Origin of the sequence: Novosphingobium ovatum, from assembly GCF_009909235.1 — a bacterium.
In the GTDB taxonomy this organism is placed as follows: domain Bacteria; phylum Pseudomonadota; class Alphaproteobacteria; order Sphingomonadales; family Sphingomonadaceae; genus Novosphingobium; species Novosphingobium ovatum.
This window is the reverse complement of sequence record NZ_JAAAPO010000003.1, coordinates 1-23,055: the sequence shown is the minus strand read 5'-3', so window position 1 is coordinate 23,055 and position 23,055 is coordinate 1. Positions and strand designations below refer to the sequence as shown.

Sequence of the window (23,055 nt, the reverse complement as noted above, 5' to 3'; positions counted from 1 at the left end):
CGATTACAGCCCGACCAGCGCGGGCAGGCAACCGATGTGGGGGATTTCCACATCGCGATAGTTGGCGTTGGAGGGTTCGTGCCCACGGCCCACAAACACCCGCGTGCCGAAACGCAGATCGGTGGCGGTGTTCTGGTCATAGCGGAAGCTGGACGAGACATGCATCCCCACTTCCGGCCCCCAGCCCAGCTGGTCGAACATATATTCGAACGCCTGCATCCGCGGCTTGTAGGCCTGCGCGCTTTCCGCCGTATAGACCGCGTGGAACGGCGCGCCCAGCTTGGCCACGTTGTCGTGGATCTGACAGTTCATCGCGTTCGACAGGATCACCAGCGGGATCTTGTCGCCGATCTTGGCCAGACCGGCGGGCACATCGGGGTGCGGCCCCCAAGTCGGCACGGCGTTATAGATCGCCTCGCCATAGGCCTCGTCATAGGCCACGCCCCATTTTTTCGCGGTGCGGGCCAGCGCGTTGCCGATGATCTGGCGATAGGGCTTCCACGCGCCCAGCACCTCGTCAAAGCGGTAGGCGCTGAAATCCTTGTTGAAGGCGGCCATGTTGGCCTCGCCCACGGTGTCGGCGTAAAAGTCGCGGGCCATGTCGGCCATGTGGAACTTGATCAGCGTGCCATAGCAGTCAAAGCTGATGAACTTGGGCGTGAAGATATGGGTCATAAGCGCGTGTGGTCCTTTGCGGCCCGGTATCGGATGGCCCCGGGTGTCAGGGCCGGATGGCTGATCAGCATATGGCCATTGCCGAGCCAGAACTTGCACCCGATTGGACGGGCCGGTTCATGCCGCGCGGTTTTTTTGGCCGCCGCAAACGGCATGCTGTGCCGCGCCTCAATAGCCGCGCGCGCGATCCACGTCACCGGCCACGCCCTGCCCCGCCAACACCGCGCGGACATTGTCGATCAGGCTGTGGATGGCGGTGTCATGGCGGGTGACTCCGGCGATGTGCGGGGTCAGGATGATGCGCGGATCTGCGCGGAATGCGTGGGTTTTTGGCAGGGGTTCGGGGCTGCACACATCCAGCACCACGGCCGAGAGCAGCCCATCGTCCAGCGCCGGGATCAGATCATCCTGCACCAGATGCCCGCCGCGCGCGACATTGATCAGCCCCGCGCCTGGCGGCATTTTGGCAAAGGTGTCGCGGCACAGTATGCCGCGCGTTTCATCGGTCAGCGGCAACAGGCAGATCAGGATCTGTGCCCCGCGCAAAAAGACCTCCAGACCATCGGCGCCATGGTGGCATTCCATCCCCGCGATCTGGCGCGGCGAACGGCTCCACCCCGACAGACGGAAACCGATGGGGCCCAGCATGGCCGCCACCGCCTGCCCCAATTCGCCCAGCCCCATGATCCCCACGCGACATTCATGCGCCATGCGCACATGCGGGTGGGGCCAGTCGCCGGTGCGCTGGGCCTGCATCAGTACGGGCATGTCGCGGTGCAGCATCAGCGTGGCCATGGTCACATATTCGGCCATGGTGGTGGTGATCCCCGGCTCGATCATGCGGATCAGGCGGACGTGGGGCGGCAACAGCGACAGGTCCAGCTGATCCACCCCTGCCCCGACCGAAAACAGCACCTCCAGCCGGGGCAGCGCGGCGATCAGTTCGGGCGTCAGCGTCCATGCCACCAGATAGCGGATGTCATCGGCATCGCCCACATCGGGCCAACAGCGGAAATCCACCTGCGGGCAATCGCGGGCAAAGATCTCGGCCCACAGGCGGCCGCGCGCCTCGTCGCCATAGTGCAGGATTGCGGTCATGGATCAGGCCTTTTGAGTCAGAGGTTTGCGACGCGCGCGCCACCACATCAGCGGCCCGCTCAACGTCAGGAAGATCAGCGCCAGCGCGCCAGCGCCAACCAGGATCCGCCCCGGCCAGCCCGCGATGTCGCCCGCGTGAAAGGGCATCACCTGCATCCATGCCGGTGGCGCGGTGGCGGCGCGGGTCAGCACGAGGGGCGCATCGGGCGTCACCACCAGCCGGTCCAGCGCATGGACGTTGCCGCCGGGCGCGGCGTAATGCAGGGTCACGCGGCCATGGCTGCCCACGCGCAGGTCGTGCAGCGCGGCAGGCGCCATCCGCGCCGCGCCATCGGCCCATGCCGCATCCACCTGCGCCTGCGTGGTGCCGGTGGGCGGCGGCGGCACGGCGGGCGCGCCGATCGTCGGCAGGCTGAACCCCGGCCAGGCGATCACCAGCCCGGTCACCGCGCTGTTCAACAACACCACCGCCACCACCACGCCGATGCTGCGGTGCCAATGGCGCAGGCGGATGCGCGCGGGCAGGCGCGGGTTGATTTTCAGACTGGCGCGGATTTTGCCCCGCCCCGGCCACCATTGCCACAGGCCGCTGCCGCCGATCAGCACCAGCCCTGCTCCGCCCAGCATCACCACGCCAATCCCCGCCACGCCCAGCAGCAGCCGATAATGCCATTGTTCGGCCAGCCGCAGCGGGAACGCGGCAAAGCCTCCGCTGCGCAGCACGGCCCCGCTGTGCGGGTCCAGCGCGGCAAAGCGTTCGGCGCCATCAGCCCTCACCAGCCGCGCCTGCACCGGGGCATCGGCCCGCCCCGGATAGTCCAGCCGATAGACCACCGCCCCCGGCAGCGCCCCCTGCGCCGCCGCGATCAGCCGCGCGGGAGGCGCGGCGGGGCCAGCCGCCCCCACCGCCGGATCGGTCATCCGCGCCACGGGATCGCCCAGCACCAGCACCAGCCCGGTCAGCGCCTGTCCCAGCAACAGCGGCGCCAGCGCCAACGCCAGCCAGCGGTGCCAGCGCAGCATTTTTGCAGCAAATCGGGGATCGCGGGCCATCATCATCCGCTTTCTGACAGGAGTAAGGGCAAAGGCTACGCCCGGTCATCACCCACAACAAGCCTTCGCCGCCGCCCGAGGGAGGGCAGCGGCGAGACCTGCGACCCGAAGCTGTCGCTCCGGTCAGGGCCGGAGCATGACGCCCCGGCCATTACCGCCCCGTTCAGAACGAGACGTTGACGTGTGCCATCACCGTGCGCGGCGCGCCCGGCGCCACCCACAGGCGCGAATACGAGCTGGAGTACCAGGTGATGTCGAACAGGTTGGTCACATCCACGCCCACCTTGACGTTCTTGACCGGCTGATAGCTGACCATCGCGCGGGTCAGCGTATAGGCCGGCAGCATGAAGGTCGTGGCCGTTTCCCCCAGACGCGAGCTGACATAGTTCAGGCCGCCACCGACCGTCACCTTGCCCGCCTTGCCCAATTCAAAGCCCTTGGTCACCAACAGGTTGGCGGTGCTCTTGGGGATGTTGATCAGCAATGCGCCGGGCTGGATCGTCTGGGCGAAATTGGGGTCCAGCGAGCTGCTGGTCCAATGCGCGTCGGTGTACGAATAGGTGGCGTGGACCACCCACATGCCCGGCAGATTGGCGTCAACGGCGGCCTCGATGCCCTGACTCTTGGCCTTGCCCCCCGCGATCGAGAAGCCCGCATTGGCCGGGTCCGAGGTCAGGATGTTGTTCTTGGTCATGGTGAACGCGGCCAGCGAGGCGCTGATCGCCTTGGTGGTGTAGCGCACACCGATCTCGAACGAACGGCTGGTTTCCGGCTCGAACGGCTTGCCGCTGGCGTCCTGACCGCTGTTGGGGCGGAAACCGGTGCCATAGGCGCCATAGACGCCGACCTTGCTCGTCACGTCATACAGGATGCCGACCGAAGGGCTGAAGCGGTTGCGCGACACATTGGTGGTGGGCACAAAGGCGCCGGTGCGGTTGCCGATCTGCTGGTTGAAGTGGTCATAACGGCCACCCAGACGCAGCTTCAGCTTGTCCGTCAGGTCGATCTGGTCCTGCGCGTAAATGCCCCAGGACTTCTGGATTTCCAGCGAGTTGAACACCGTCGAGGTCGGCGTGGGCGTCGAGCCATAGACCGGCGCGAACACATTGACCGCATTGGATGCCGACGTCACCGGATTGCCCGCCGTATAGGCCGAGGGGCGATAGCGCAGTTGCAGCAGATTGATGTCGAACTGATCGACGTCCGCGCCCAGCAGGACGTGGTTGACGATGCCCGCCGTGGTGATCCGGCCCGACACTTCGGCGCGGCCGACAATGTTGGTGGTCTGGAAATCACGATAGCGGCGCTGACGCGACAGCATCGTGCCGGTCGAATACAGCGTCTGACGCCCGGCCGCCAGTTCCGCGTCCGAGGAATAGCCGGTAAAGCTGGTCTCACGATAGCCAAAGCCGCCGATGAACACCCAGTGGTCGCCGCCCAGATCCTGCGTCAGCTGCACCTGATGGCCGCGCACCGAGATCTCGTTCTGGCCATCACCCGGTTCGCCCAGGAACGTGTTGCGCGACACCGCGCCCAACTGGCCATTGATCGCCACGATGCCGCGATCGAACGGCGTCTTGAGGTCGACATATTCCATCTCATAGGTCAGCGTGGTGGACTCAAACGGCTTGAACAGGATCGAGGGCGTCAGGATCGTCTTGCTGGTGTGGACATAGTCGCGGAAGCTGTCGGCCGTTTCGCGCGCGCCGTTCAGCCGCACCGCCAGATTGCCGGTCAGCGCCACGTTGACATCGCCCTCACCACGATAGGTCGAGAAGCTGCCGCCGGTAAAGGTGGCCGAGCCGAAGGTCTTGCCCAGCGTCGCCTTGCGGGTGATGATGTTGACGGTGCCGCCCGGCTCACCACGGCCAAAGACCGCGCCATTGGGGCCCTTCAGCACCTCGATCTTGTCAATGTTCGACGCGTCACGCGGGCCGCCGTAACCACGGCCACCGTTGAACCCGTTGACCAGAAAGCCCGAGGGGAAGTTTTCGTCACCGGCAAAACCGCGAATGGCAAAGCTGTCCCACACGCCGCCAAAATTGTTCTGGCGCGTCACGCCGCCCGCCAGATCCAGCGCATTGTCCAGACGGGTCACGTTCAGATCGGTCAGCAGGGCGCGGTCGATCACCTGGATCGTCTGCGGCAATTCCTTGATCGGCACATCACCGCGATATTGCTGACGCTGGGCAGTGACCACGATCGTGCCCTGCTCATCGGCGGCGGCGGCCTGTGCAGGCGCGGCCATCGCGGCCGACAGCCCCACGCCGGCCAAAAGAATGTGTCGCATTGCGGAGAGTTTCGTCATGTCACCTGATCCCTGATTAGCGAATTGTTCCGCGTCCTGCTTGTTTATTATGCCCGGTCTATGCGCCCGCCTTACCAACAAACCTGCGGAATTCTGCGATTCCGGGTCCCTCATGTGGCGGTGCCTGCCGTTTGTTTTGACTGTGTCAGGCTATGCCGCCGCGCAGGAATCTTTGGTTGAAGCCTGCACCCGGCGCGGCCGATTATTGTGAATAAAGCATGACGGCGTGTCTTTATGCCGTCACCTTGGGCGGGCATTGGCCCCAGCCTGCCCGCCCCTTGCGCATGTTACAGATACTTCAGCCAGCCGATGTCACGGCGGCGCTGTTTCAGCGCGGCAAACCAGCGCGTGGGCAGATACAGCGGCACAATCAACAGCGCGACCCAGATCCACACCGTGGACAGGTTGTCGACGCCAAACACCGTGCCCTTGGTGGGGCCATACAGCGCCAGCGCGACGTTATAGATCGCCTTGAGCGTATAAAGGTGCAGCACGTAATAGAACATGGGCGCCCCCCCCAGATGGGTCAGCCGCTCCATCCACGGGTGCTGGCCCAGCCGTTCAAACCACGCCAGCAGCAAACAGCCCGTGCCCATCGTGGGCATCAGGAACAGCAGGCTGGGCGGATATTTGGTCAGCGCCAGAAAGCTCATGAGGGTGCGCAGCGGGGTTTCGGCGATAAACCAGGGCTTGTCGCCATAGATATTGCTGAAACGCAGCACGACAAAGCCCGCAACCAGCCCCGCCCCCAACAGCGCCAGCCGCCGGATGCGCGGCGCGGGATCAGTGCCGCGCGCGAACCATGGCCCACAGGCATAGCCCAGCGCGATCACCCCGATCCACGGCAGCACCGGATAGGTGGTCTTGACCGTCAGCCAGTCGGTCACATGGATCGCGGCGCGCTGATGCAGCATCGCCCACAGGGCAAAGCCGGGCTGGCCCTCGGTCAGGCGGATGGGGTCCAGCAGATTGTGGCCGCACACGATGATCAGCCCGATCGCCGCCTGTGCCGGGCGCGGCAGGTGGATGATCCCGGCCAGCGCCACCATGCTGATGCCAATCGCCCAGATCACCTGCAACCAGATGGTCGGCGGGGGAAAGGTGTTGATCTGCGTGGGCCAGGCATAGGTCACAAGGCTCAGTTCCAGCAGCATCAGGAACGCGCCGCGCTTGAGCAGGAAGGCGCTGACCTCGCCCTTGGAATGCGATTGGCCATAGAGCCACGCCGACAGCCCCGTCAGCGCGACAAAGGTGGGCGCGCAAAAGGCTGACAACAGGCGGGTAAAAAACAGCCCCGGATCGGTGGTATGCGCGTCGACCGGATCGGTTACCTGCAAATGCAGGAACCATGTTTCGCGCACATGGTCGACCAGCATGAACAGCATCACCAGCCCGCGCAGCGCGTCGATGGCGATCAGGCGGGTGCGGGTGGCGGCCACAGGCGCGGCCGGGGCGGAAAAGGCGGCGGGCGGCGCGTCGGCTAGGCTGGCCATGGCGGGCTCTCTTTCACGTCAGGGGCCGCCCGGACGCCACAGCGCCCGAACGGCCGGGGTCGGGTCTTACTCGGCCGCGTGCGGCAGCATGAAGCTGAGCGAGGCGCGATATTCGGTGTAGTCGTATTTGACCGGCTCGCTGCTCTTTTCGATGATGGTGGCCGCGATCACGTTCAGCCCCTGATTGCGCATCGGGAAACGGGCGATGCCGGCAGCGTCCGTCTTGATCGGCGTCATGTCGGGGTCATTGACGAAATCGGGCAGGATCTGCGCCCCCTTGAACGGCTTGCCATCGAAATAGACGCGCACGGCAAACATCTGGCCCTTTTTCTGCGGGATATCCTTGGCCAGCGGCACGATCTGCACCTTGTGGCCGGGCAGCAGCGCCAGCGGCTTGTTCAGCGGCTTGGCCAGAAAGACGGCATATTTGAAGGTCCGCTCGCCCAGCACGGCGTTGGGCACCTTGTCCTTAGTGGTTTCCTCAAACTCGCCATCGGGGCGTTTGGCCCACACGCCGTAATCCATCGTGGCGGCCGCAATGGCATAGGGTGCGGTCGCGTCCATGATGGGGATCGCCCCCTTGGCCACCAATTGCGCGGCCACCGGCGCGCCATCGGCGTCATAGGCGGTGACGCTGGTCAGGCGCGGCATGCGGCGCACCATGTCCAGATCATCGCCCCCCAAACCAAACACCAGCGCAATCTGGCGCGCGCGCTGGGCAAACCAGATGCCGTGTGCCTGTGCATTGCTGGCCAGCCCCATGGCAAAGGCGGCCCCAGCCAACCCCAATCCGGCGGCAAACAGACGTGTCGATCGCTTCATCATCGCAAAGGCTCCCCGGTGCAGACCGGCATGATACACCATGCCATCAGACCTGCGAGCTTATGCGGATGAAACGGCGATCTTTACCGATTTGCGACACATTTCGGCAGGCTCTGACGTAGAAACGCGCCGCGCCAGCACAAGGCGCATACCGCCGCCACGCCGATGACAGGTAAAACAAACCCCGCGTCAGGCCATATGTGCCTGATCGCGGGGCGCTTTTTGCAAAGCCCAAAGGGCGGGCGGGATTATTGCACGGTAAAGGTCAGCGCGCCCTCGACGGTGTGGCCATTGGCGGCGGTGACAAACCACTTGGCGGCATAGGACCCCTTGGGCAGGGGACGCGCGGGCGTGGCGGTCAGCGTCAGCTTGTCCTCGCTCAGCGCGACCTTGACGCCGCCCATCTTCATCGGGGGGTGGTCTGCCATGCCGGGCATCGCGGTCATCACGATGCTGACGCTGGACCCATCGGCCACCAGCGCTTCGGAAAAGGTCAGGCTGACGGCGGGCACCTGCGCCAGGGTGGCGCCTTCGGCCGGGGTGGCGGTCACCACCTTGGGGTGGGCGATGGCGGGGGCGGCGATGGCCATGGCGGCGCTGGCGGCGGCAACAGCCAACGGACGGGCCAACGGACGGGCAAGACGAAGCAGGAGCGCGTGCATCAGGGCAGACCTTTCGTTTGGGCCGTGGCGGACGGCCGGTGATGACAGCGATACGCAGCCCCCGCCCCCGCCCCTTGCGCAAAAAGCACGCCCTGTGCATTTTTTCGCCACATCGGGTATTTTTGCCAAGGGACGGCGCGGCCGCGCGCGTATAGTCTGACAGATACCCCCGATTGCGTCTTGCAGGAATGTCGCGCCCCATGCCCCAGATCGACCAGATGTTTGCCCAGATGCGCCATTTGCCGCCCGACGCGCGGCTGGAGGCGGTGGATGACGCGGTGATTGCCGCCCTGTCCGCGCCGCGCGCCGCAACGCGCGCCACGCCGCTGCTGGGGCTGGTGGGGGTGATGGCGCTGGGGCTGGGCGTGGCGGCAGGCTGGCCGGGGGCGGCACCAGCCCATGCCGCACAGCCAACCCCGCTGGGCGTGCCGATGGCGCTGGCACCCTCCACCCTGCTGGGCGGGGGCGCGCGATGACCGGGTCGTTGCGTTCGGACCGGGGCTTGCTGGCGCTGGCGGTGGCGCTGGGCTTTGTCGCGGCGCTGGCGGGCACATGGGTGGGGCGGCAATGGCTGGCCCCGCCGCCGACAGATGGCGCCAATGACATCCACGCCTTTGTCCACCAAAGGCTGGATCTGGACCCGGCGCAAACCACCCGGATCGAGGCGATCGAGGCCGATTTCGCCATCCGCCGCCGCGCGCTGGAGGCCGAATTGCGCGCCGACAACGCCCGACTGGCGGCCGCGATCGAGGCCGAGCACGGATATGGCCCCAAGGTGGCCGAGGCGGTGGATGCCAGCCATCACGCGATGGGCGCGCTGCAAAAGGCCAGTCTGGAGCATGTCTTTGCCATGCGCGGGGTGTTGCGCCCCGATCAGGCGGCGCGCTTTGACGCGGCGGTGGTGCGCGCGCTGACGCCCGCCGCGCCCTGAACCGCCCGCCCCAGACGCGCCCCGGTGGCCGATCCCGACACCTTTACCGATGCCGAACTGGCGGCGCTGGCGCTGGCCGGGCGGCAGGACGCCTATCGCCAGTTGCTGGCCCGCCACCGCCCCGCCGTCTATCGCATTGCCCGCCACCATTGCGGTGACGAGGACGCGGCGCTGGACATTACCCAGCAAAGCTTCATCGCCGCCTTTGCCGCGCTGGGGCGCTATGATCCGGCCCGGCCCTTTGCCCATTGGATCGCGCGCATCACGCTGAACAAATGCCGCGACCGGGGGCGGCGGATGGCGCTGCGCCGCTGGCTGCGCTTTGCCGCGCCGATCGAGGACGCGCGCGATCTGGCCGATGCCGCCCCCAGCCCCGAAACGCTCAGCGCCGACCGGCAGGCTCTGGCCCGCGCGATGGCGGCCGTCGCCCGCCTGCCCGCCAATCTGAAGGACGTGCTGGTGCTGCGCGCGATCGAGGGCCTGCCGCAGGCCGAGGTCGCCCAGATGCTGAACATCACGCCCAAGGCGGTGGAAACGCGGCTGTACCGGGCGCGCGAAAAATTGTCCGAAATGTTGAGGGATTAGGCCGCCTCCCGCGTATCCGTGGCAAGACCTTTGCTGGAAAGAACCGCAGCCCATGCCTGATACCGCCGTTTCCCGCCGCGCGCTGTTGTGCGGTTCCGCTGTCGGGCTGGCGGGGCTGGCGCATGCGCCATCCGCCCAATCCGCCCCCATGCGCGCCACAGCGCCGCGCACGCCCCCGGTGCTCTCGGGTGAGGACATCACGCTGACCATCGGCCATGGCGCGATCCGCATTGATGGCCGCCCGGCGCGGGCCGTCACCATCAACGGCGGCGTCCCCGGCCCGACGCTGCGCCTGCGGCAGGGGCAGAGCCTGCGCCTGACGGTGGTGAATGATCTGGACGAGGAAAGCTCGATCCACTGGCACGGGCTGTTGTTGCCGTTCCACATGGATGGCGTACCGGGCGTGTCGTTTCCGGGCATCCCGCCGCGCGGGCGGTTTACCTATGAATTCCCGATCACCCAGACGGGCACCTATTGGTATCACAGCCATTCGGGCCTGCAGGAACTGATGGGGGCCTATGGCGCGATTGTCATCGATCCGGCGGTGCCGCTGGCTGATAGTGCGCCCGATCAGGTGCCCGATCAGGTGCTGGTGCTCTCCGACCACAGCTTTACCCACCCCGCGCGTATCCTGCGCAACCTCAAGGTCGAGCCGGGCTATTACAACCACCAGCCCCAGACCTTTGCCGACCTGATCGCCGGGCGCGGGCAGACACAGGCCCAGCGGCTGGAATGGGCCGCGATGCGGATGGACCCCACCGATATTTCGGACGTGACGGGGGTGGTGCTGCGCTATCTGGTGAACGGCCATGGCGTGGGCGACAATTGCACCGTGCTGGCCACCCCCGGCGTGCCCACCCGGCTGCGTCTGGTCAATGCGGGGGGGATGACGTTCTTCAACGTCCGCATTCCGGGGGTCGAATTGCGGGTGGTGGCCGCCGATGGGCAGGACGTTGTGCCGGTCAGCGTGGACGAATTGCAGATCACGCCTGGCGAAACCTATGACGTGATCGTCACCCTGCCCGATGACGCGCCGCGCACCATCGTGGCCGAAGCCATGGACCGGTCAGGTCTGGCCCGCGCCACATTGGCTCCGCGCCCCGGCATGGCCGCGCCCGTGCCCGCTTTGCGCGAAAGGCCGCTGTTGACGATGAAGGACATGGGCATGGACCATGGCGCGTCCGGCCACAGCATGGCGGGCATGACAATGCGCGATGGCAGCGCCGCACCGCAGGTCAAAATGGGCCCCGGAGTCGAGATGATCGCCCCCATGCCCGCCGACCGCACCGGCGATCCGGGGCTGGGGCTGGAGCATGTCGGCCACCGCGTGCTGACCTATCGCCAATTGCGCAGCCCCACGCCCATCCCCGACGCCCGCGCCCCCACGCGCGAGGTGGAGGTGCATCTGACCGGGGCGATGGACCGCTATATGTGGTCGATGGACGGCCAGACGATGCAGCAGGCCCACGAGGCGTTGCCGATGCGCACCGGCGAGCGGCTGCGCGTCACGCTGATCAATGACACGATGATGGCCCATCCGATCCACCTGCACGGCCACATCTTTGATCTGGTAACCGGCCACGGCGTCCATGCTCCGCGCAAACACACCGTCAACGTTCTGCCCGGAGGCAAGGTCAGCTTTGACGTGACGGCCGAGCCCGGCGACTGGGCGTTCCACTGTCACCTGTTCCTGCACATGGCCATGGGCATGATGCGCATCGTCAAGGTTCGCCCCGCATGAAGACCACCTCCTCCCTTGCCGCGATGATCGTGGCGCTAGCCCTGCCCGGCATCGCCCATGCGCAGGACCACAGCCAGCATCAGGCGGCGGCCCCGGCCGTCACGCCCGCCACGCCCGTCACGCCGGTTCCTGCCCCGCGCATGGGCGGCACCGATGCCGATCCGGGCAGCGCGCCGCCGCCTGCCCCCATCCATGACCGCGCCGCCGACGCGCATTGGGGGGCCGCCGCGATGGCGCCTGCCGAACACGCGATGATGTCGGCCCACAGCGCCCCGGTCTATAGCGCGGTGCATGTCGACATGGCCGAATACCGCTTTGGCCGGGGCGGCGATGGTTTCGCGGTCGAGGGCGAAGGCTGGGTGGGGGACCTGAACCGCCTGACTCTGGCCACCCGCATCGAGGGCGAGGCGTCAGGCGCGGTCGAACATGCCGAGATCCGCGCCGCCTATGCCCGCGCGATCACCCCGTGGTGGAATGTGCTGGCAGGCGTGCGGCAGGATGTGGGGCCAGTGCCCAACCGCACCCACGCGATGCTGGGCCTATCGGGCATGGCCCCCTATCGGTTCGAGGTGTTGGCCGCGCTGTTCCTGTCGGACAAGGGCCAACTGACGGCCCGCGCCGAGGCCAGCTATGACCAGCGCATCACCCGCCGCCTGATCCTGCAACCGCGCGTCGAGGTGAACCTGTCGGCGCAGGACATGCCAGATCAACACACCGGCGCGGGGCTGACGGGGATCGAGGCGGGCCTGCGGCTGGGCTATGAAATCAGCCGCAAGCTGGTGCCCTATGTCGGCATGCACTGGAATTGGGCCACCGGCGCCACCGCCGATTACGCCCGCGCCGAGGGCCAGGCGGTGGCCTCGCGCGCGGTGGTGGTGGGGCTGCGCGGCTGGTTCTAACCGGCGGCGTGGGCCGGGCGGCGGCCGAAAATGTCGCCCGGCAGCCGCAGGGACACGGCCACGCACACCAGTTCCAGCCCGGCAATGATCGCGGCGGCCAACAGCAATGGCCGCAAGCCGGGGATCACCACCCCACCGAAATAGGCGCTGCCACAAACTGCCACGCCCACCGCCGCGCCCAATTGCTGAGCCGTTTTCAACAGGCTGCTGGCAGCCCCCGCGTGGTCGCGGTCAACCTGTGCCACGGTGATCGGCCCCAGCGATCCCGTCGCCAGCCCCATGCCGATCCCGGCCAGCACCAGAACCGGCACCAGCGCGGTCCACGACAGCATCCACGGCCCGATCCCGCCAAACACCAGCACGCAGGACAGCGCCATCACGCCGCCCCCGATCACCAGCACCCAGCGCCCCAGTTTTGGCAGGAAATGCCGCCCCAGCACGCCAATGCCCACCATCGCGCCCAGCCCGAACGGCATGTGCAACAGCCCGGTCATCAGCGGGGTCTGGCCGCGTTCTGCCTGTAGCGCAAAGGCAAAGATCAGCAGGAACCCGCCATTGGCCGCGGCAAACACCACCGATGACAACAGCCCCAGCCGAAAGGTGGGAATGGCAAACAGCGCCGGGTCAAACAGCGCCACCCGCCCCTGAGCCACGCGGGCCGACACATGCCGCCAGCCGATCCAGCCCAGCGGCACCGAGGCCAGCGCCAGACCATAGGCGGTCAGGCTGATCGCCTGCCCCTCGGCATGGGCAAAGGGGGCCATCACCAGCGCCAGCGCGGCGGCAAACCACCCCATCCCCGCCAGATCATAGCCGCCCGGCCGCGCCGATTTGGCGCGCGGCAGATAGCGCCACCCCGCCACCAGCGCCAGCACGCCGACCGGCAGGTTGATCAGAAACACGATGCGCCAGCCCAGATCGAACAGGTCCGCCTTGATCAGCAAACCGCCCAGCACCGGCCCGGCAATCGCCGCCAGCCCGCCAATGATGCCAAACAGCGCCATTTTCGACACCCGCTGCAAGGGCTCGAACATCACCTGAATCAGCGCCATCACCTGTGGCCCCATGATCGCCCCGGTGGCCCCCTGCGCCAGCCGCGCGGCGACCAGTTGCGTGCCATCCTGCGCCATCCCGCAGGCCAGCGAGGACAGCGAGAACCCCGCCACCCCGATCAGGAACATCCGGCGATAGCCAAAGCTGTCGCCCAGCCGCCCCCCCGCCATCAGCAATAACGCAAAGGCCAGCGAATAGCCCGCCACGATCCATTGCGCCGCGCCCGATCCGGCGCCGATCTCGGCCTTGATCGCGGGCAGCGCGGTGTTGACGATCGTCATGTCGACGATCTCCAGCACCTGCGCCACAATCAGCGTCAACAGCGCCAGCGACTTTTGGCGCGGGCTCATCGCATCGGCATGGACCACGTCAGATCTTGCCTTCGCGCAGCATCCGCACCGCCGCATCACAGGCCCGCGCCGTCAGCGCCATATAGGTGAGCGAGGGATTCTGGCAGGCGCTGGACGACATCTGCGCGCCGTCGGTGACGAACAGGTTGGGCACGTCATGCGCCTGACTCCATTTGTTCAGCACGCTGGTGGCCGGGTCTGCCCCCATGCGCGCGCCGCCCATCTCGTGGATGGCGGTGCCCCCCGGACCGGGGCGATCCAGCCCCATGATCACCTTGCCACCGGCCGCGGTCAGCATCTCGGCCGCGTCCGCCTTGGCCTGCGCCAATGCGGCGTGCTCTTCCTTGCCAAAGGCGAAATCCACCTTCAGCAGCGGCAGGCCATTGGCATCGGTCTTGCTGCGGTCCAGCGTCAGGCGGTTGGTCGCGCGCGGCACGCAATCGGCAAAGCCGACCAGCACCATCCGCCACGGCCCCGGCTTCTGCAGGGTCGCCTTGTAGTCCTCGCCGATGCCGGCCATCCGCTTGCCCTGCGTCCATGTGCTTTGCAGCGCGCCGCCCTGGAACGAATAGCCGCGCGTGTGGCCCGCGCCATCCATGCGCTCCATATTGCGATAGCGCGCGACGACCACGCCGGTCGGGCGGTTGCCAAAGCTGGTGTGGCCCTCAAACCCCGGCATGATCGCCACCGCCGAAAGCGTGTTGGCGTGGTCCATGATATGGGTGCCCAGCACGCCGCTGCTGTTGGCCAGCCCGTTGGGATTGGCCGCGCTGGTGGAATTGAGCAGGATCTGCACCGAGTTGAACGCGCCCGCGTTCAGGAACACGATGCGCGAGGTGACGGTGCGGCGGCGCTTGGTCTTGGTATCGACATAGCGCACGCCGGTGATGCGGCGGGTGGCCGGATCGTAATCCAGCGCCTCGACCACAGCGTCGGTGATGACGGTCAGGCGGCCGGTCTTTTGCGCGGCGGGCAGGGTCGAGGATTGCGTCGAGAAATAGGCCCCGAACGAACAGCCCCGCGCGCAGATCGAGCGGTACTGACAGGCGGCGCGGCCCTCATCGGGCTTGGCCTCGGTCATGTTGGCCGTGCGGCCCACGGTCAGACAGCGTTCGGGCCAGCGCGACAGGATCTCCTTGCGCACATGCTGTTCGACCGCGTTCAGCGCCATCGGTGGCTGGAACTGGCCGTCAGGCAATTGGGTCAGCCCTTCCTTGGCGCCCGACACGCCGATAAAGCTTTCGACCTTGTCATACCACGGGGCGATGTCGGCATAGCGGATCGGCCAGTCGGTGCCATGCCCATCGCGCTTGTTCGCGCCAAAGTCATAGTCGGACCAGCGATAGCACTGACGCCCCCACGTCAGCGAACGCCCGCCCAACTGGTACGAACGGAACCAGGTAAAGGCGGTATCCTCACCCTTGGCATAGGGGTTCTGGGCGTCATTGACGAAGTGGTTCTGGGTGAATTCGGTAAAGTGGCGGTTCAACGCCTGCACCGGATAGTCGCGCGCGAACAGGTCCGCGTCGCCCTCACCCCGGAACGGCATCTCCCACGGCGCCTTCATCTCGGTGGTGTAATCCTGCGCGTGGCGGATGTCGCGGCCACGCTCGATCATCAGCACTTTCAGCCCGGCCTGCGTCAATTCCTTGGCCGCCCAGCCACCCGTGATGCCCGAGCCCACAACGATCGCGTCAAAATCCATTGGTATTTCCTGTGCGTGATAATGTGGGGAGGATCAGCCGAAATCGACCGCGGACCAGTCGCTGGAAAACGCGCGGTCGGTGGGTTTCAACGGCAGGTCTGGGTCAAAACGGCCGGGCACAAGCTCATAGTTCAGCTCCTTCGAGCCGCCGATCTCGCTGGTGTAATAGCCGGTCAGGATCAGGTTCTTGATCGCCTTCCACGGGTGGTCGCGGGCGGCAAAGGCCTCGGTATCCAGCGCGACCAGCACGGCCCGGCGTTTGGCCAGCGGCAGGGCGATAAAGCGCGTGCCCGCCCGGCGGTTCAATTCGGCCTGCAACCAGTCCGCATGGCGCAGCGTGCCATCGGCGCGCAGGAACAGTTTATAGGTGGTGGCCGCCTCGCCGGTCAGGGGGCGGTGTGCGCCCTCCAGCCCATGGGCCAGCGCCAGCAGGACGAAATCGCCCGCGCCCACATCGCCCGCGCCCGCCGTTTTGGTGCGCGGGATCACCAATTGCGCAACATCCTTCATCAGCGCGCGGATAGCGGGGGTGGGCAGCCGATCGCCCCCCTTGCGCAGCACGGTCGCGGCATCCACCGGCGTCGCGGCCGCCACCGCCAACAGGGTCGCCCCTGCCAGAAAGTCGCGCCGTTTCCAGCCCTTGCTTGATGCTGCGGTCATTGCTGCGGTCTCCATTCGGTTGGTGCGCCCTGATGATCAGGGGCGCGGTATGCGTATTGGTCATGCAACAGGCAGGGGCGCGCCATGGTCTGACACGCCCCCACCCCGTCGGTTGGTCCGCACGGCGGCGGGCCATGATCCCCGGCATTCACCGGGGACCAATCATCAGAAATCAACGCCCAGACGCACACCATAGGTCCGCGGCGCGGCAAACTGGAAGTTGTAGATATTGGCCACGCCCGGAACGACGGTGTTCCCGGCATAGGCCATCGAGCGATAGTCCTCGAGGTTGCGCACGAACGCCTGCACGCTGTAGCGCTTGTTCGCCGGCTTGTACTCCAGGCTCAGGTCGGTCTGGGTACGCTCACCCTGACGCGCCGAGGCATAGTTGTAGAAGTCGAGGTAGTAGTTGCCCTTGTACCGGGTGAACGCCGAGAAGGTCAGCGTGCCCGCGCCTCCCAGACGGAACACGTGGTCATAGCCCAGCGTGATCACGAAATTGGGCGTCTGCGGCAGGCGGTTGCCAGCCAGATTGGCGGTCAGCGGCGAGGTCGGGGCCGTACCGATGTTGTACGAGGCGATGCTGGCGGTGAAATCGACATACTTGGCATGCAGCAGGTTGATGCTGGTGGTCAGCGTGTCGTTGGGGGTGATGCGCAGCGTCGAATCGATTTCCAGACCATAGATCCGCGCCTTGCCGGCATTAAAGGTCTGCGCCCCGATCGCCGGGTTCAACAGCACGTCGTTCTGCAGGTCCTTGTAGTCGTAATAGAACCCGGCAAAGTTCAGGATGTGCTGACCCAGCTTCAGCTTGACGCCGCCTTCATAGGCGGTGTTCGTTTCGGCGCGGAAATTGGTGCCCGCGCCGTCAAAACCACCCGCCTTGTAGCCGGTCGACACCTTGGCATAGATCATCGTGGCGCTGTTCGGCTTGTAGTTCAGGCCGGCCGCCCAGGTGAACTTGCTGCCCGAATAACCCAGCTGCGTCGTGGTCGAGGGCTGCGTGGTCAGTTCAATCGGGCCGCTGCCAAAGGCGAACGCGTAGTTGGTAAAGGCCGCATCGCGGTCATCCTGCGTGTAGCGCGCACCCACAACGGCGGTCAGCTTGTCGGTCAGCGGCACTTCGACCTGGCCAAAGCCCGACAGGCTCTTGCTGTTGGTGGGGTGGCGGAAATAGTTCACATAGGAACCATTCGCACCGATGAAGGGCGAATAGAGGCCGCCATTGGTGTTCTGCTTTTCATAGAAATAGAACACGCCGGTCTGCCACTGCACCCCGCCCATCGTGCCGTTCAGGCGCAATTCGTGGCTCTGCGTCTTTACCCGGCCGCCATAGTTGGTGAAGAAGAACGCGGGCGAGAGCGCGTTGCCCCCGGTGTTCTTGGTCGAGCGATAGCCGCCGGTATAGGTCAGCGTGGCAAAGCCCAGATCATAGGCGACGCGCGCGCGCAGCGCGGTCGAGATCTGGTGCAGGCTGCCCACGCCGATCAGCGGCGAGTTGAAGGTCGAACGGTCGCGCCCGGCCTGGACGTTGATATTCGAAGGCACGCACTGCACGCCGCCCACGGTGGTGCCCGCCACGGTCCAGCCATTGCCGCAGGTGGTGGTGCTGGTGCCGGGGTTATAGGCCGCGCCCGTCATGTCGGTCCACATCTGGGCCGCGGGGATCACGTCCTGCTCGACATGTTCGACCGAACCGTCGATCGTCAGGCCAGCGACGGGCTTGAGGCGCATGCTGATGCGCACGCCGCCGGTGTGATCATCGTCCGAACGGTTGCTGGTGCTGGGCACAAAGGCGGCCGAAGGGCTGAAGGGCGTGTTGGCGTGATAGCTATAGCCATCATGCTGACGAAAGAAGCCCGCAACGCGGATCGCGCCAGCTTCGCCCAGCACCAGATCCGCCCCGGCCTCCAGATGCAGGGCATTGAAATTGCCATAGGACACCGAGCCGTTGAACGCGTTGCGCTCACCCGGCTTGCGCGTGATGAAATTCACCGCGCCGCCGGTCGAGTTGCGGCCATACAGCGTGCCTTGCGGGCCACGCAGCACCTCGACCCGGTCAAGGTCAAAGATGGCGGCGTTCAGGATGGTCGGGCGATTCAGATATTCGCCGTCAATATTGACCGCGATCGACTGATCCTGCGCCTCGTTGTTGGTCAGCGAGCCGATGCCGCGCACGGTGACGCGGGTGTTGTTGGTGTCACTGGTGATCTGCAGCGCGGGCGACACCTTTTGCACCGAGGTAAAATCGGTCACGCCGCGCGACTTGAGCGCCTCGCCCGAGACCACCGAGATGGCGATCGGCACGTTCTGGACGTTTTCCTTGCGGTTCTGCGCGGTGACGATGATCTCCTTGATCTCGGAATCGGGCGCGGCCTGCGCAAAGGCCGGCGCCGTCGCCGCAACGCAGCAAGCGCTAACGAACAAGGCACTGATGTAGCTGGATTTCTTCACTGACAACTCTCCCTGATTTCACTTCGGCCGCTTGCGGGCCGGAATCTGAAATTAGATTGCTAACTCTAGATAGGCGCCAGCGCCTGTCAAGAACCATCATTCTGATTACGATGACAGAGCAGGACAATTCGCGCCGCTGTGGCCGCTGTGCATCGCCCTGCCCGACCGCCCCTCGTGGACGGCGCCCCTCCAGACACTTTGTTCGCCAAGCCTGTTGCCAAGCCGCCGAACGTTCTGTAACGATAATTCGCGTTCCAATAATGACAAGCCCCTTCCGACGAAAACAGCAATCGGGGCGCGGGAACGGAGAGAGCGATGCGGTCAGGCCATTGTTTTATAGCCAAAATATTCACGCCCTTCGATCAGGTGGCGCGCGCGGGCACCAGCCATCCCCGGCCCTGGCCACCATGCCTGCGTGACAAGAATGTCACGGGAATCGCGCCCGGCCGGCCCCGCCCCCACGCTTGACCGCCACGCACCACCTGCGCGGGCCACACAGAACCCACAAAGAGGAGAGGACGACATGACAACATGGATCAAGGCCGCTTTGGCCATAGGCACGGCGGCGGTAGCCACCGCGGTGATCGCCCAGCCCATCGTCACCATCAACTATCGCCCGCCCGAAACGGTGCAGCGCGTGGGCATCCCGGTGAACCCGGCGGAAAAGCGGGTGCGGGTGCTGATCATCTCGGGCCAGAACAGCTATGAGCATGACTGGACCGGCGTGAACAACATGCTGCGCACCATGATGCAGGACACCGGCCGCTTTGACGTGCGCGTCACCGAGGATTTCGACCACGGTGATCTGGCGACGCTCAAAAGCTATGACGTGGTGTTGTTGAACTATTCCAGCCGGTGGAACTATGCCGACCCGACACAGCACGTCTGGTCAGACGCCGCGTTTCAGGCGCTGTACCAATATGTGCGCGAAGGCGGCGGGCTGGTGGCCTATCACTCGTCGTTCACCTGGGGCCGCGACATTCCCGAATATCGCAAACTGGTGGGCGCGGTGATGATTCCGGGCGAAAGCCGCCGCGCGCCGCCGGGGTCTTTCCCGATCCGTCTGGTGGACCGCACCCATCCGATCACCGCTGGCCTGCGCGAGGTGATCTGGACTTACAACGATGACATGTACACCAACATGCGCATGGATCCCGATGCGCATATCCATGTGCTGGCGACGGCGCGCGATGCCTCGGCCGATTACGCGCCCAAGCTGATGAGCAACAAGTATGATCCGGCCGCCTATGCCCCGGACAAGCTGAAGGCGATGAAGGGCATCGATGCTGACCACCCGCAATTGTGGACCGCCGATTATGGCAAGGGCCGCGTCTTTGCCATCACGGTGGGCCATGACGAGGTATCGCTGCACTTCCCCGGCCTGCAATCGCTGATCATGCGCGGCACCGAATGGGCCGCCACCGGCAAGGTAACGCTGCCCATCCCGGACGAGGCGCGCGACGACGGCAAGCGCTAAGCCGCGCCACCGGGCCAACAAAAAGGGGGCGGCGCCACAGCGGCACCGCCCCCATTCTTTTGCGCCGATAGCGCGTTCAGGCGCAAAGCTGCTGGATATAGGCCAACGCTTCGGCCGTGGGGCGGGTCGGGCTGCATTCGATACCGATGGGGCCGGTATAGCCCACGCTGGCGATCAGGCGCAGCATCGCGGGCCAATCGACCTTGGCGCTGCCCGGCTCCCCCCGGCCCGGCGCGTCGGCGATCTGCACATGGCCCAGCCATTGCGCCACGGCGGGCAGGATCACGGTGGGGTCCTCGCCCTCGGTGATCGAATGGTACATGTCATACAGCAAACGCACGCGCGGCGAATTGACCATCTCGGCCACCTTCACCGCGTCTTCGGTCATGCTGAACAGCACGCCGGGGTGGTCGTGGCGGGTGTTGACCGGCTCCAGCAGGATGGTGACGTCCAGTTCCTCGGCGATGGGCAACAGGCTGGCCATGGCCTCGGCGACGATCTCCAACTGCATCGGGCGGCGCATATAGGGCACCGCCGGGCCCGAGGGCACCACCAGATTGCGGCAGCCCAGCTCCACCGCCTCCTGCGCGGCAATGCGGAACATCTCGCGGAAGGCCTCATGCGTGTCGCGCTCGATCAAACGGTGGCGCGGATCGGTCACGACCGAGATCAGCTGACACCCGCTCGCGCCCAGCGCCGCCTTGAGCGAGGGCACATCGCGGTTGCCGGTGGTGAAAATCTCGACCTTGGTGAACCCGGCAGCGGCAGCGGCCGCCATGCGGTCTTCCAGACGCTCGCCCGCCTCGTGGAACATATATTCAAGGTTGACGGACAATTCGAAGGACATGCACAATCTCCAAACAGAAGGGCGCCCGGCCCGCGCGGAACCGGGCGCGGGACATCAATATTCAAACGTCTCGCTGAACGTGCGGAACGGCACTGGCGGGCGCGCGTCCAGCCGCTGGGGCGCATCGGTGCGATAGGTGCCCGACAGCACCGTGGCGGGGCCATCGGTCTTGGGCATCATCACCGGCTTGCCGTCTTCGCCGATATACATCAGATCGACGTTGAAGGCGTCATCCTGGGCTGCGGCGGCAAAGGGGATCCAGCCCATGCCATAGGGCGCGCGGGCAACCTCAAAGCAATGGAAATGCCAGATTTTCCATTCGCCATCCTGTTTGATAAAGTCGATGCCATATTTGATGTAGACGTTGTGCATCCACACCTTCTTGCCGTTGACCATCGTCTTTTCGAACATCCACGCGGGCAGTTTGGCGGCGATTTCGGGCGCCATCAGACCCGATTCCAGCCCGTTGACGATCCACAGCCCCTTGGCCGTCTGCCCATCCCCGGCAATCTCGATCAGGGGCGTGGTGACATAATGGAACACCAGCTTGCCCACCGGGGTCGGGCGGCCCTGATGGTAGGAGATGATCTTGTCCCAATCGGTGTACACGCCCAGATTGCTGTATTGCGAGCGCACGCCGGGGGTGCCCTTCTTGGCCCACAGCGGGATGATCTGCGTGTCCTGAAACGCGTTGTGCAGATACATATAGCGCGAGAACAGGTTCTCAACCGCAGCGCGGTCCTGGCTGTTGGCGGCCATCTGGCGCAACTGGCCGACCTCTGCCTGCAGGGCGGCGATCTGCGCCGCGCTGGTGTCGGGCGCGGGCGCGGGCGCTGCTGCGGGCGCGGCCAGCGCGGCATTGGCGGCCAGCGCCAGCAACGGAGCGCTCAGCCAGCGCAGGCGGGTATGGGTGATCATGTGTCCTCTCCTCCTTGGGTTTTATGGATTATGGGCGGCACGGCACAGCGGCGAGCCGGGGCATCAGCGCGGCCAACAGCGCCAACAGCGCGATCAGCACAGCGTTTTGCGGCAGCGCGGCGGTTTGCGCATGGATCAGGTGAACCCATGCCGCGACCGCCTGATTGACGATCAGCACCACCGCGGCCGCCCGCGCCCAGCCCGGCCGCCAGCCCAGCATCAGCAACCCGGTGGCGCAGGCGATTTCCGACCAGCCCACCGCCCGTCCCAAGGGTTCGGACACAAAGACGGTCCAGGCATGGTAACGCGCCAGATCAGCCAGCAGCGCGAAGGCCTTGTTCCAGCCGACAAAGGCAAAGAACGCCGCCAGTAGCAGCGCAAGCAGCCATGTCAGGACCGTCCGCGCGCTCATTTCAGGCGCGGCGCCAATTGGGTCAGCGCGGTGGTGATGCAGGCCTCGTCCGCTTCGGGGCGGGGCGCCCCGCCCACGCCAATCGCGCCAACCAACTGTCCCCGGATGCGGATCGGCACGCCGCCGCCAAACAGGATCAGTTGCGGCTGCGTGGCTTTCAGGAACTCCAGAAATTCCGGCGCCTGACGGATGATCGGCGGGAGCGCCGATGTCGGCATGCCCATACCGGCCGCCGTGCGCGCCTTGCGCGTGGCCGATTCGATCTCGATCGGGGCCAAGCCGTCCCCGCCCAGCAACAGGCGCGGCGTGGCATTGGCATCCACCACCATCACCGCGACGTTGAACCCATTGGCGGCGCACGCCTTTTGCGCGGCGATGGCGATGTCCAGCCGCAATTGCTGCGACAATACCGGCTGATCAATCACCTGCGCGCCGGCCGTGGTCAGCCCACCCAGCAACGCCAGCAGCGCGGCGCCCAGCATGGCGCAAGGCCGTTTCATTTGCATCGCTCGATCCCTTCGCATGATAAGAAGTATGATTACAATTTTAAACACGGTCAAGCGGCGGATGCCCCTTGGCGTGGAAGAATAGTTATGCGATTTTCAATTCCAATTGACGCCTGTCCGGTAACACAGGCCCAAGGGAGAGTCGTGCCACGCCACGTTCGTCAGGCCAAGCCGGGCGCATGCGCGCGACCAAGGCATTGGCAATGGCCGCGTAAACACCTGCACTCACGCAAAAAAGGGCGAACGGTGGTGTGCCGTTCGCCCTTTTTTCGTTCAGGCGATCCCCATGATCTTCTTGTTGAGTTCGCGATCAGCGCCGCCTTGGGCGAAGTCGTCGAAGGCGTGGGTGGTGGTCTGGATGATGTGGCGGGCGATGAAGGGGGCGCCTTCTGCGGCGCCCTGTTCG

The 23,055-nt window shown here is 65.7% G+C and carries 21 protein-coding genes; 6 read left to right on the top strand and 15 right to left on the bottom strand.

The features are described from left to right. Window positions 1–3: 3 nt before the first annotated feature. From GTZ99_RS07685 to GTZ99_RS07655, 7 genes are all read right to left on the bottom strand, one after another. Complete coding sequence (locus tag GTZ99_RS07685) at window positions 4–675, bottom strand: haloacid dehalogenase type II (protein ID WP_161717737.1); 672 nt, start codon at window positions 673–675, stop codon at window positions 4–6. A gap of 168 nt (window positions 676–843) precedes the next feature. Continuing rightward, window positions 844–1,773, bottom strand: coding sequence for a 2-hydroxyacid dehydrogenase (locus GTZ99_RS07680; protein ID WP_161717736.1), 930 nt, complete (start codon window positions 1,771–1,773; stop codon window positions 844–846). 3 nt (window positions 1,774–1,776) lie between these two features. Then, window positions 1,777–2,826 carry a PepSY-associated TM helix domain-containing protein gene (locus tag GTZ99_RS07675; RefSeq protein ID WP_161717735.1) on the bottom strand — a complete coding sequence of 350 codons (1,050 nt, stop codon included), beginning with the start codon at window positions 2,824–2,826 and terminating at the stop codon, window positions 1,777–1,779. A 163-nt stretch (window positions 2,827–2,989) separates the two neighbouring features. Continuing rightward, window positions 2,990–5,116: a TonB-dependent siderophore receptor gene (locus GTZ99_RS07670; RefSeq protein ID WP_227711184.1), complete on the bottom strand. Its 2,127-nt coding sequence runs from the start codon at window positions 5,114–5,116 to the stop codon at window positions 2,990–2,992. 305 nt (window positions 5,117–5,421) lie between these two features. Further along, a complete protein-coding gene (locus tag GTZ99_RS07665) occupies window positions 5,422–6,627 on the bottom strand; it encodes a DUF1624 domain-containing protein (protein ID WP_161717733.1) in 1,206 nt (401 codons plus the stop codon). A 66-nt stretch (window positions 6,628–6,693) separates the two neighbouring features. Further along, on the bottom strand, window positions 6,694–7,452 hold the full coding sequence (locus GTZ99_RS07660; RefSeq protein ID WP_227711183.1) for a DUF4198 domain-containing protein: 759 nt from the start codon (window positions 7,450–7,452) through the stop codon (window positions 6,694–6,696). Window positions 7,453–7,697: 245 nt separating this feature from the next. Next, on the bottom strand, window positions 7,698–8,111 hold the full coding sequence (locus GTZ99_RS07655; protein WP_161717732.1) for a copper resistance protein CopC: 414 nt from the start codon (window positions 8,109–8,111) through the stop codon (window positions 7,698–7,700). Window positions 8,112–8,311: 200 nt separating this feature from the next. Here GTZ99_RS07655 and GTZ99_RS07650 point away from each other — a divergent pair, with 200 nt between their 5' ends. The 5 genes from GTZ99_RS07650 to GTZ99_RS07630 are packed head-to-tail and all read left to right on the top strand — an operon-like array spanning window position 8,312 to window position 12,267. Then, a complete protein-coding gene (locus tag GTZ99_RS07650; protein ID WP_161717731.1) occupies window positions 8,312–8,587 on the top strand; it encodes a hypothetical protein in 276 nt (91 codons plus the stop codon). Further along, window positions 8,584–9,042, top strand: coding sequence for a Spy/CpxP family protein refolding chaperone (locus GTZ99_RS07645; RefSeq protein ID WP_161717730.1), 459 nt, complete (start codon window positions 8,584–8,586; stop codon window positions 9,040–9,042). The genes GTZ99_RS07650 and GTZ99_RS07645 overlap by 4 nt, the downstream gene beginning before the upstream one ends. A 24-nt stretch (window positions 9,043–9,066) precedes the next feature. Then, window positions 9,067–9,627 (top strand): RNA polymerase sigma factor, encoded by a 561-nt coding sequence (locus GTZ99_RS07640; RefSeq protein WP_161717729.1) that lies wholly within the window; start codon window positions 9,067–9,069, stop codon window positions 9,625–9,627. 52 nt (window positions 9,628–9,679) lie between these two features. Then, window positions 9,680–11,368 (top strand): multicopper oxidase domain-containing protein, encoded by a 1,689-nt coding sequence (locus tag GTZ99_RS07635; protein ID WP_161717728.1) that lies wholly within the window; start codon window positions 9,680–9,682, stop codon window positions 11,366–11,368. Next, the gene (locus tag GTZ99_RS07630; protein ID WP_161717727.1) at window positions 11,365–12,267 is read left to right on the top strand and encodes a copper resistance protein B; all 903 of its coding nucleotides are present in this window, start codon (window positions 11,365–11,367) and stop codon (window positions 12,265–12,267) included. Before GTZ99_RS07635 ends, GTZ99_RS07630 begins: the two co-directional genes overlap by 4 nt. Here the strand turns inward: GTZ99_RS07630 and GTZ99_RS07625 are convergent. From GTZ99_RS07625 to GTZ99_RS07610, 4 genes are all read right to left on the bottom strand, one after another. Continuing rightward, complete coding sequence (locus GTZ99_RS07625; RefSeq protein ID WP_320076651.1) at window positions 12,264–13,688, bottom strand: MFS transporter; 1,425 nt, start codon at window positions 13,686–13,688, stop codon at window positions 12,264–12,266. The genes GTZ99_RS07630 and GTZ99_RS07625 overlap by 4 nt on opposite strands. A 1-nt stretch (window position 13,689) precedes the next feature. Then, window positions 13,690–15,375, bottom strand: a complete 1,686-nt coding sequence (locus tag GTZ99_RS07620) for a GMC oxidoreductase (protein WP_161717725.1) — start codon at window positions 15,373–15,375, stop codon at window positions 13,690–13,692. A 33-nt stretch (window positions 15,376–15,408) separates the two neighbouring features. Then, window positions 15,409–16,035, bottom strand: a complete 627-nt coding sequence (locus GTZ99_RS07615) for a gluconate 2-dehydrogenase subunit 3 family protein (protein ID WP_161717724.1) — start codon at window positions 16,033–16,035, stop codon at window positions 15,409–15,411. 165 nt (window positions 16,036–16,200) lie between these two features. Further along, window positions 16,201–18,489, bottom strand: coding sequence for a TonB-dependent receptor (locus tag GTZ99_RS07610; protein WP_161717723.1), 2,289 nt, complete (start codon window positions 18,487–18,489; stop codon window positions 16,201–16,203). 523 nt (window positions 18,490–19,012) lie between these two features. On the opposite strand from GTZ99_RS07610, the gene GTZ99_RS07605 reads away from it, so the two are divergent. After that, window positions 19,013–19,966, top strand: coding sequence for a ThuA domain-containing protein (locus tag GTZ99_RS07605; RefSeq protein ID WP_161717722.1), 954 nt, complete (start codon window positions 19,013–19,015; stop codon window positions 19,964–19,966). A gap of 76 nt (window positions 19,967–20,042) precedes the next feature. Here GTZ99_RS07605 and GTZ99_RS07600 read toward each other — a convergent pair whose 3' ends face one another. The 4 genes from GTZ99_RS07600 to GTZ99_RS07585 are packed head-to-tail and all read right to left on the bottom strand — an operon-like array spanning window position 20,043 to window position 22,649. Next, window positions 20,043–20,813, bottom strand: coding sequence for a TIM barrel protein (locus tag GTZ99_RS07600; protein WP_161717721.1), 771 nt, complete (start codon window positions 20,811–20,813; stop codon window positions 20,043–20,045). A gap of 54 nt (window positions 20,814–20,867) precedes the next feature. Further along, the gene (locus tag GTZ99_RS07595; protein WP_161717720.1) at window positions 20,868–21,731 is read right to left on the bottom strand and encodes a nuclear transport factor 2 family protein; all 864 of its coding nucleotides are present in this window, start codon (window positions 21,729–21,731) and stop codon (window positions 20,868–20,870) included. 28 nt (window positions 21,732–21,759) lie between these two features. Further along, entirely contained in the window at window positions 21,760–22,143 is a 384-nt protein-coding gene (locus tag GTZ99_RS07590) for a DoxX family protein (RefSeq protein WP_161717719.1), read from the bottom strand. Continuing rightward, window positions 22,140–22,649, bottom strand: coding sequence for a GlcG/HbpS family heme-binding protein (locus GTZ99_RS07585; protein WP_161717718.1), 510 nt, complete (start codon window positions 22,647–22,649; stop codon window positions 22,140–22,142). The genes GTZ99_RS07590 and GTZ99_RS07585 overlap by 4 nt, the downstream gene beginning before the upstream one ends. Window positions 22,650–23,055 lie beyond the last annotated feature (406 nt).

Excerpts from the sequence above, each read along its gene's own strand:
- GTZ99_RS07685 (WP_161717737.1), bottom strand. The coding sequence starts at position 675 with ATGACCCATATCTTCACGCCCAAGTTCATCAGCTTTGACTGCTATGGC.
- GTZ99_RS07680 (WP_161717736.1), bottom strand. The coding sequence starts at position 1,773 with ATGACCGCAATCCTGCACTATGGCGACGAGGCGCGCGGCCGCCTGTGG.
- GTZ99_RS07675 (WP_161717735.1), bottom strand. The coding sequence starts at position 2,826 with ATGGCCCGCGATCCCCGATTTGCTGCAAAAATGCTGCGCTGGCACCGC.
- GTZ99_RS07670 (WP_227711184.1), bottom strand. The coding sequence starts at position 5,116 with ATGCGACACATTCTTTTGGCCGGCGTGGGGCTGTCGGCCGCGATGGCC.
- GTZ99_RS07665 (WP_161717733.1), bottom strand. The coding sequence starts at position 6,627 with ATGGCCAGCCTAGCCGACGCGCCGCCCGCCGCCTTTTCCGCCCCGGCC.
- GTZ99_RS07660 (WP_227711183.1), bottom strand. The coding sequence starts at position 7,452 with ATGATGAAGCGATCGACACGTCTGTTTGCCGCCGGATTGGGGTTGGCT.
- GTZ99_RS07655 (WP_161717732.1), bottom strand. The coding sequence starts at position 8,111 with ATGCACGCGCTCCTGCTTCGTCTTGCCCGTCCGTTGGCCCGTCCGTTG.
- GTZ99_RS07650 (WP_161717731.1), top strand. The coding sequence starts at position 8,312 with ATGCCCCAGATCGACCAGATGTTTGCCCAGATGCGCCATTTGCCGCCC.
- GTZ99_RS07645 (WP_161717730.1), top strand. The coding sequence starts at position 8,584 with ATGACCGGGTCGTTGCGTTCGGACCGGGGCTTGCTGGCGCTGGCGGTG.
- GTZ99_RS07635 (WP_161717728.1), top strand. The coding sequence starts at position 9,680 with ATGCCTGATACCGCCGTTTCCCGCCGCGCGCTGTTGTGCGGTTCCGCT.
- GTZ99_RS07630 (WP_161717727.1), top strand. The coding sequence starts at position 11,365 with ATGAAGACCACCTCCTCCCTTGCCGCGATGATCGTGGCGCTAGCCCTG.
- GTZ99_RS07620 (WP_161717725.1), bottom strand. The coding sequence starts at position 15,375 with ATGGATTTTGACGCGATCGTTGTGGGCTCGGGCATCACGGGTGGCTGG.
- GTZ99_RS07615 (WP_161717724.1), bottom strand. The coding sequence starts at position 16,035 with ATGACCGCAGCATCAAGCAAGGGCTGGAAACGGCGCGACTTTCTGGCA.
- GTZ99_RS07605 (WP_161717722.1), top strand. The coding sequence starts at position 19,013 with ATGACAACATGGATCAAGGCCGCTTTGGCCATAGGCACGGCGGCGGTA.
- GTZ99_RS07600 (WP_161717721.1), bottom strand. The coding sequence starts at position 20,813 with ATGTCCTTCGAATTGTCCGTCAACCTTGAATATATGTTCCACGAGGCG.
- GTZ99_RS07595 (WP_161717720.1), bottom strand. The coding sequence starts at position 21,731 with ATGATCACCCATACCCGCCTGCGCTGGCTGAGCGCTCCGTTGCTGGCG.
- GTZ99_RS07590 (WP_161717719.1), bottom strand. The coding sequence starts at position 22,143 with ATGAGCGCGCGGACGGTCCTGACATGGCTGCTTGCGCTGCTACTGGCG.
- GTZ99_RS07585 (WP_161717718.1), bottom strand. The coding sequence starts at position 22,649 with ATGCAAATGAAACGGCCTTGCGCCATGCTGGGCGCCGCGCTGCTGGCG.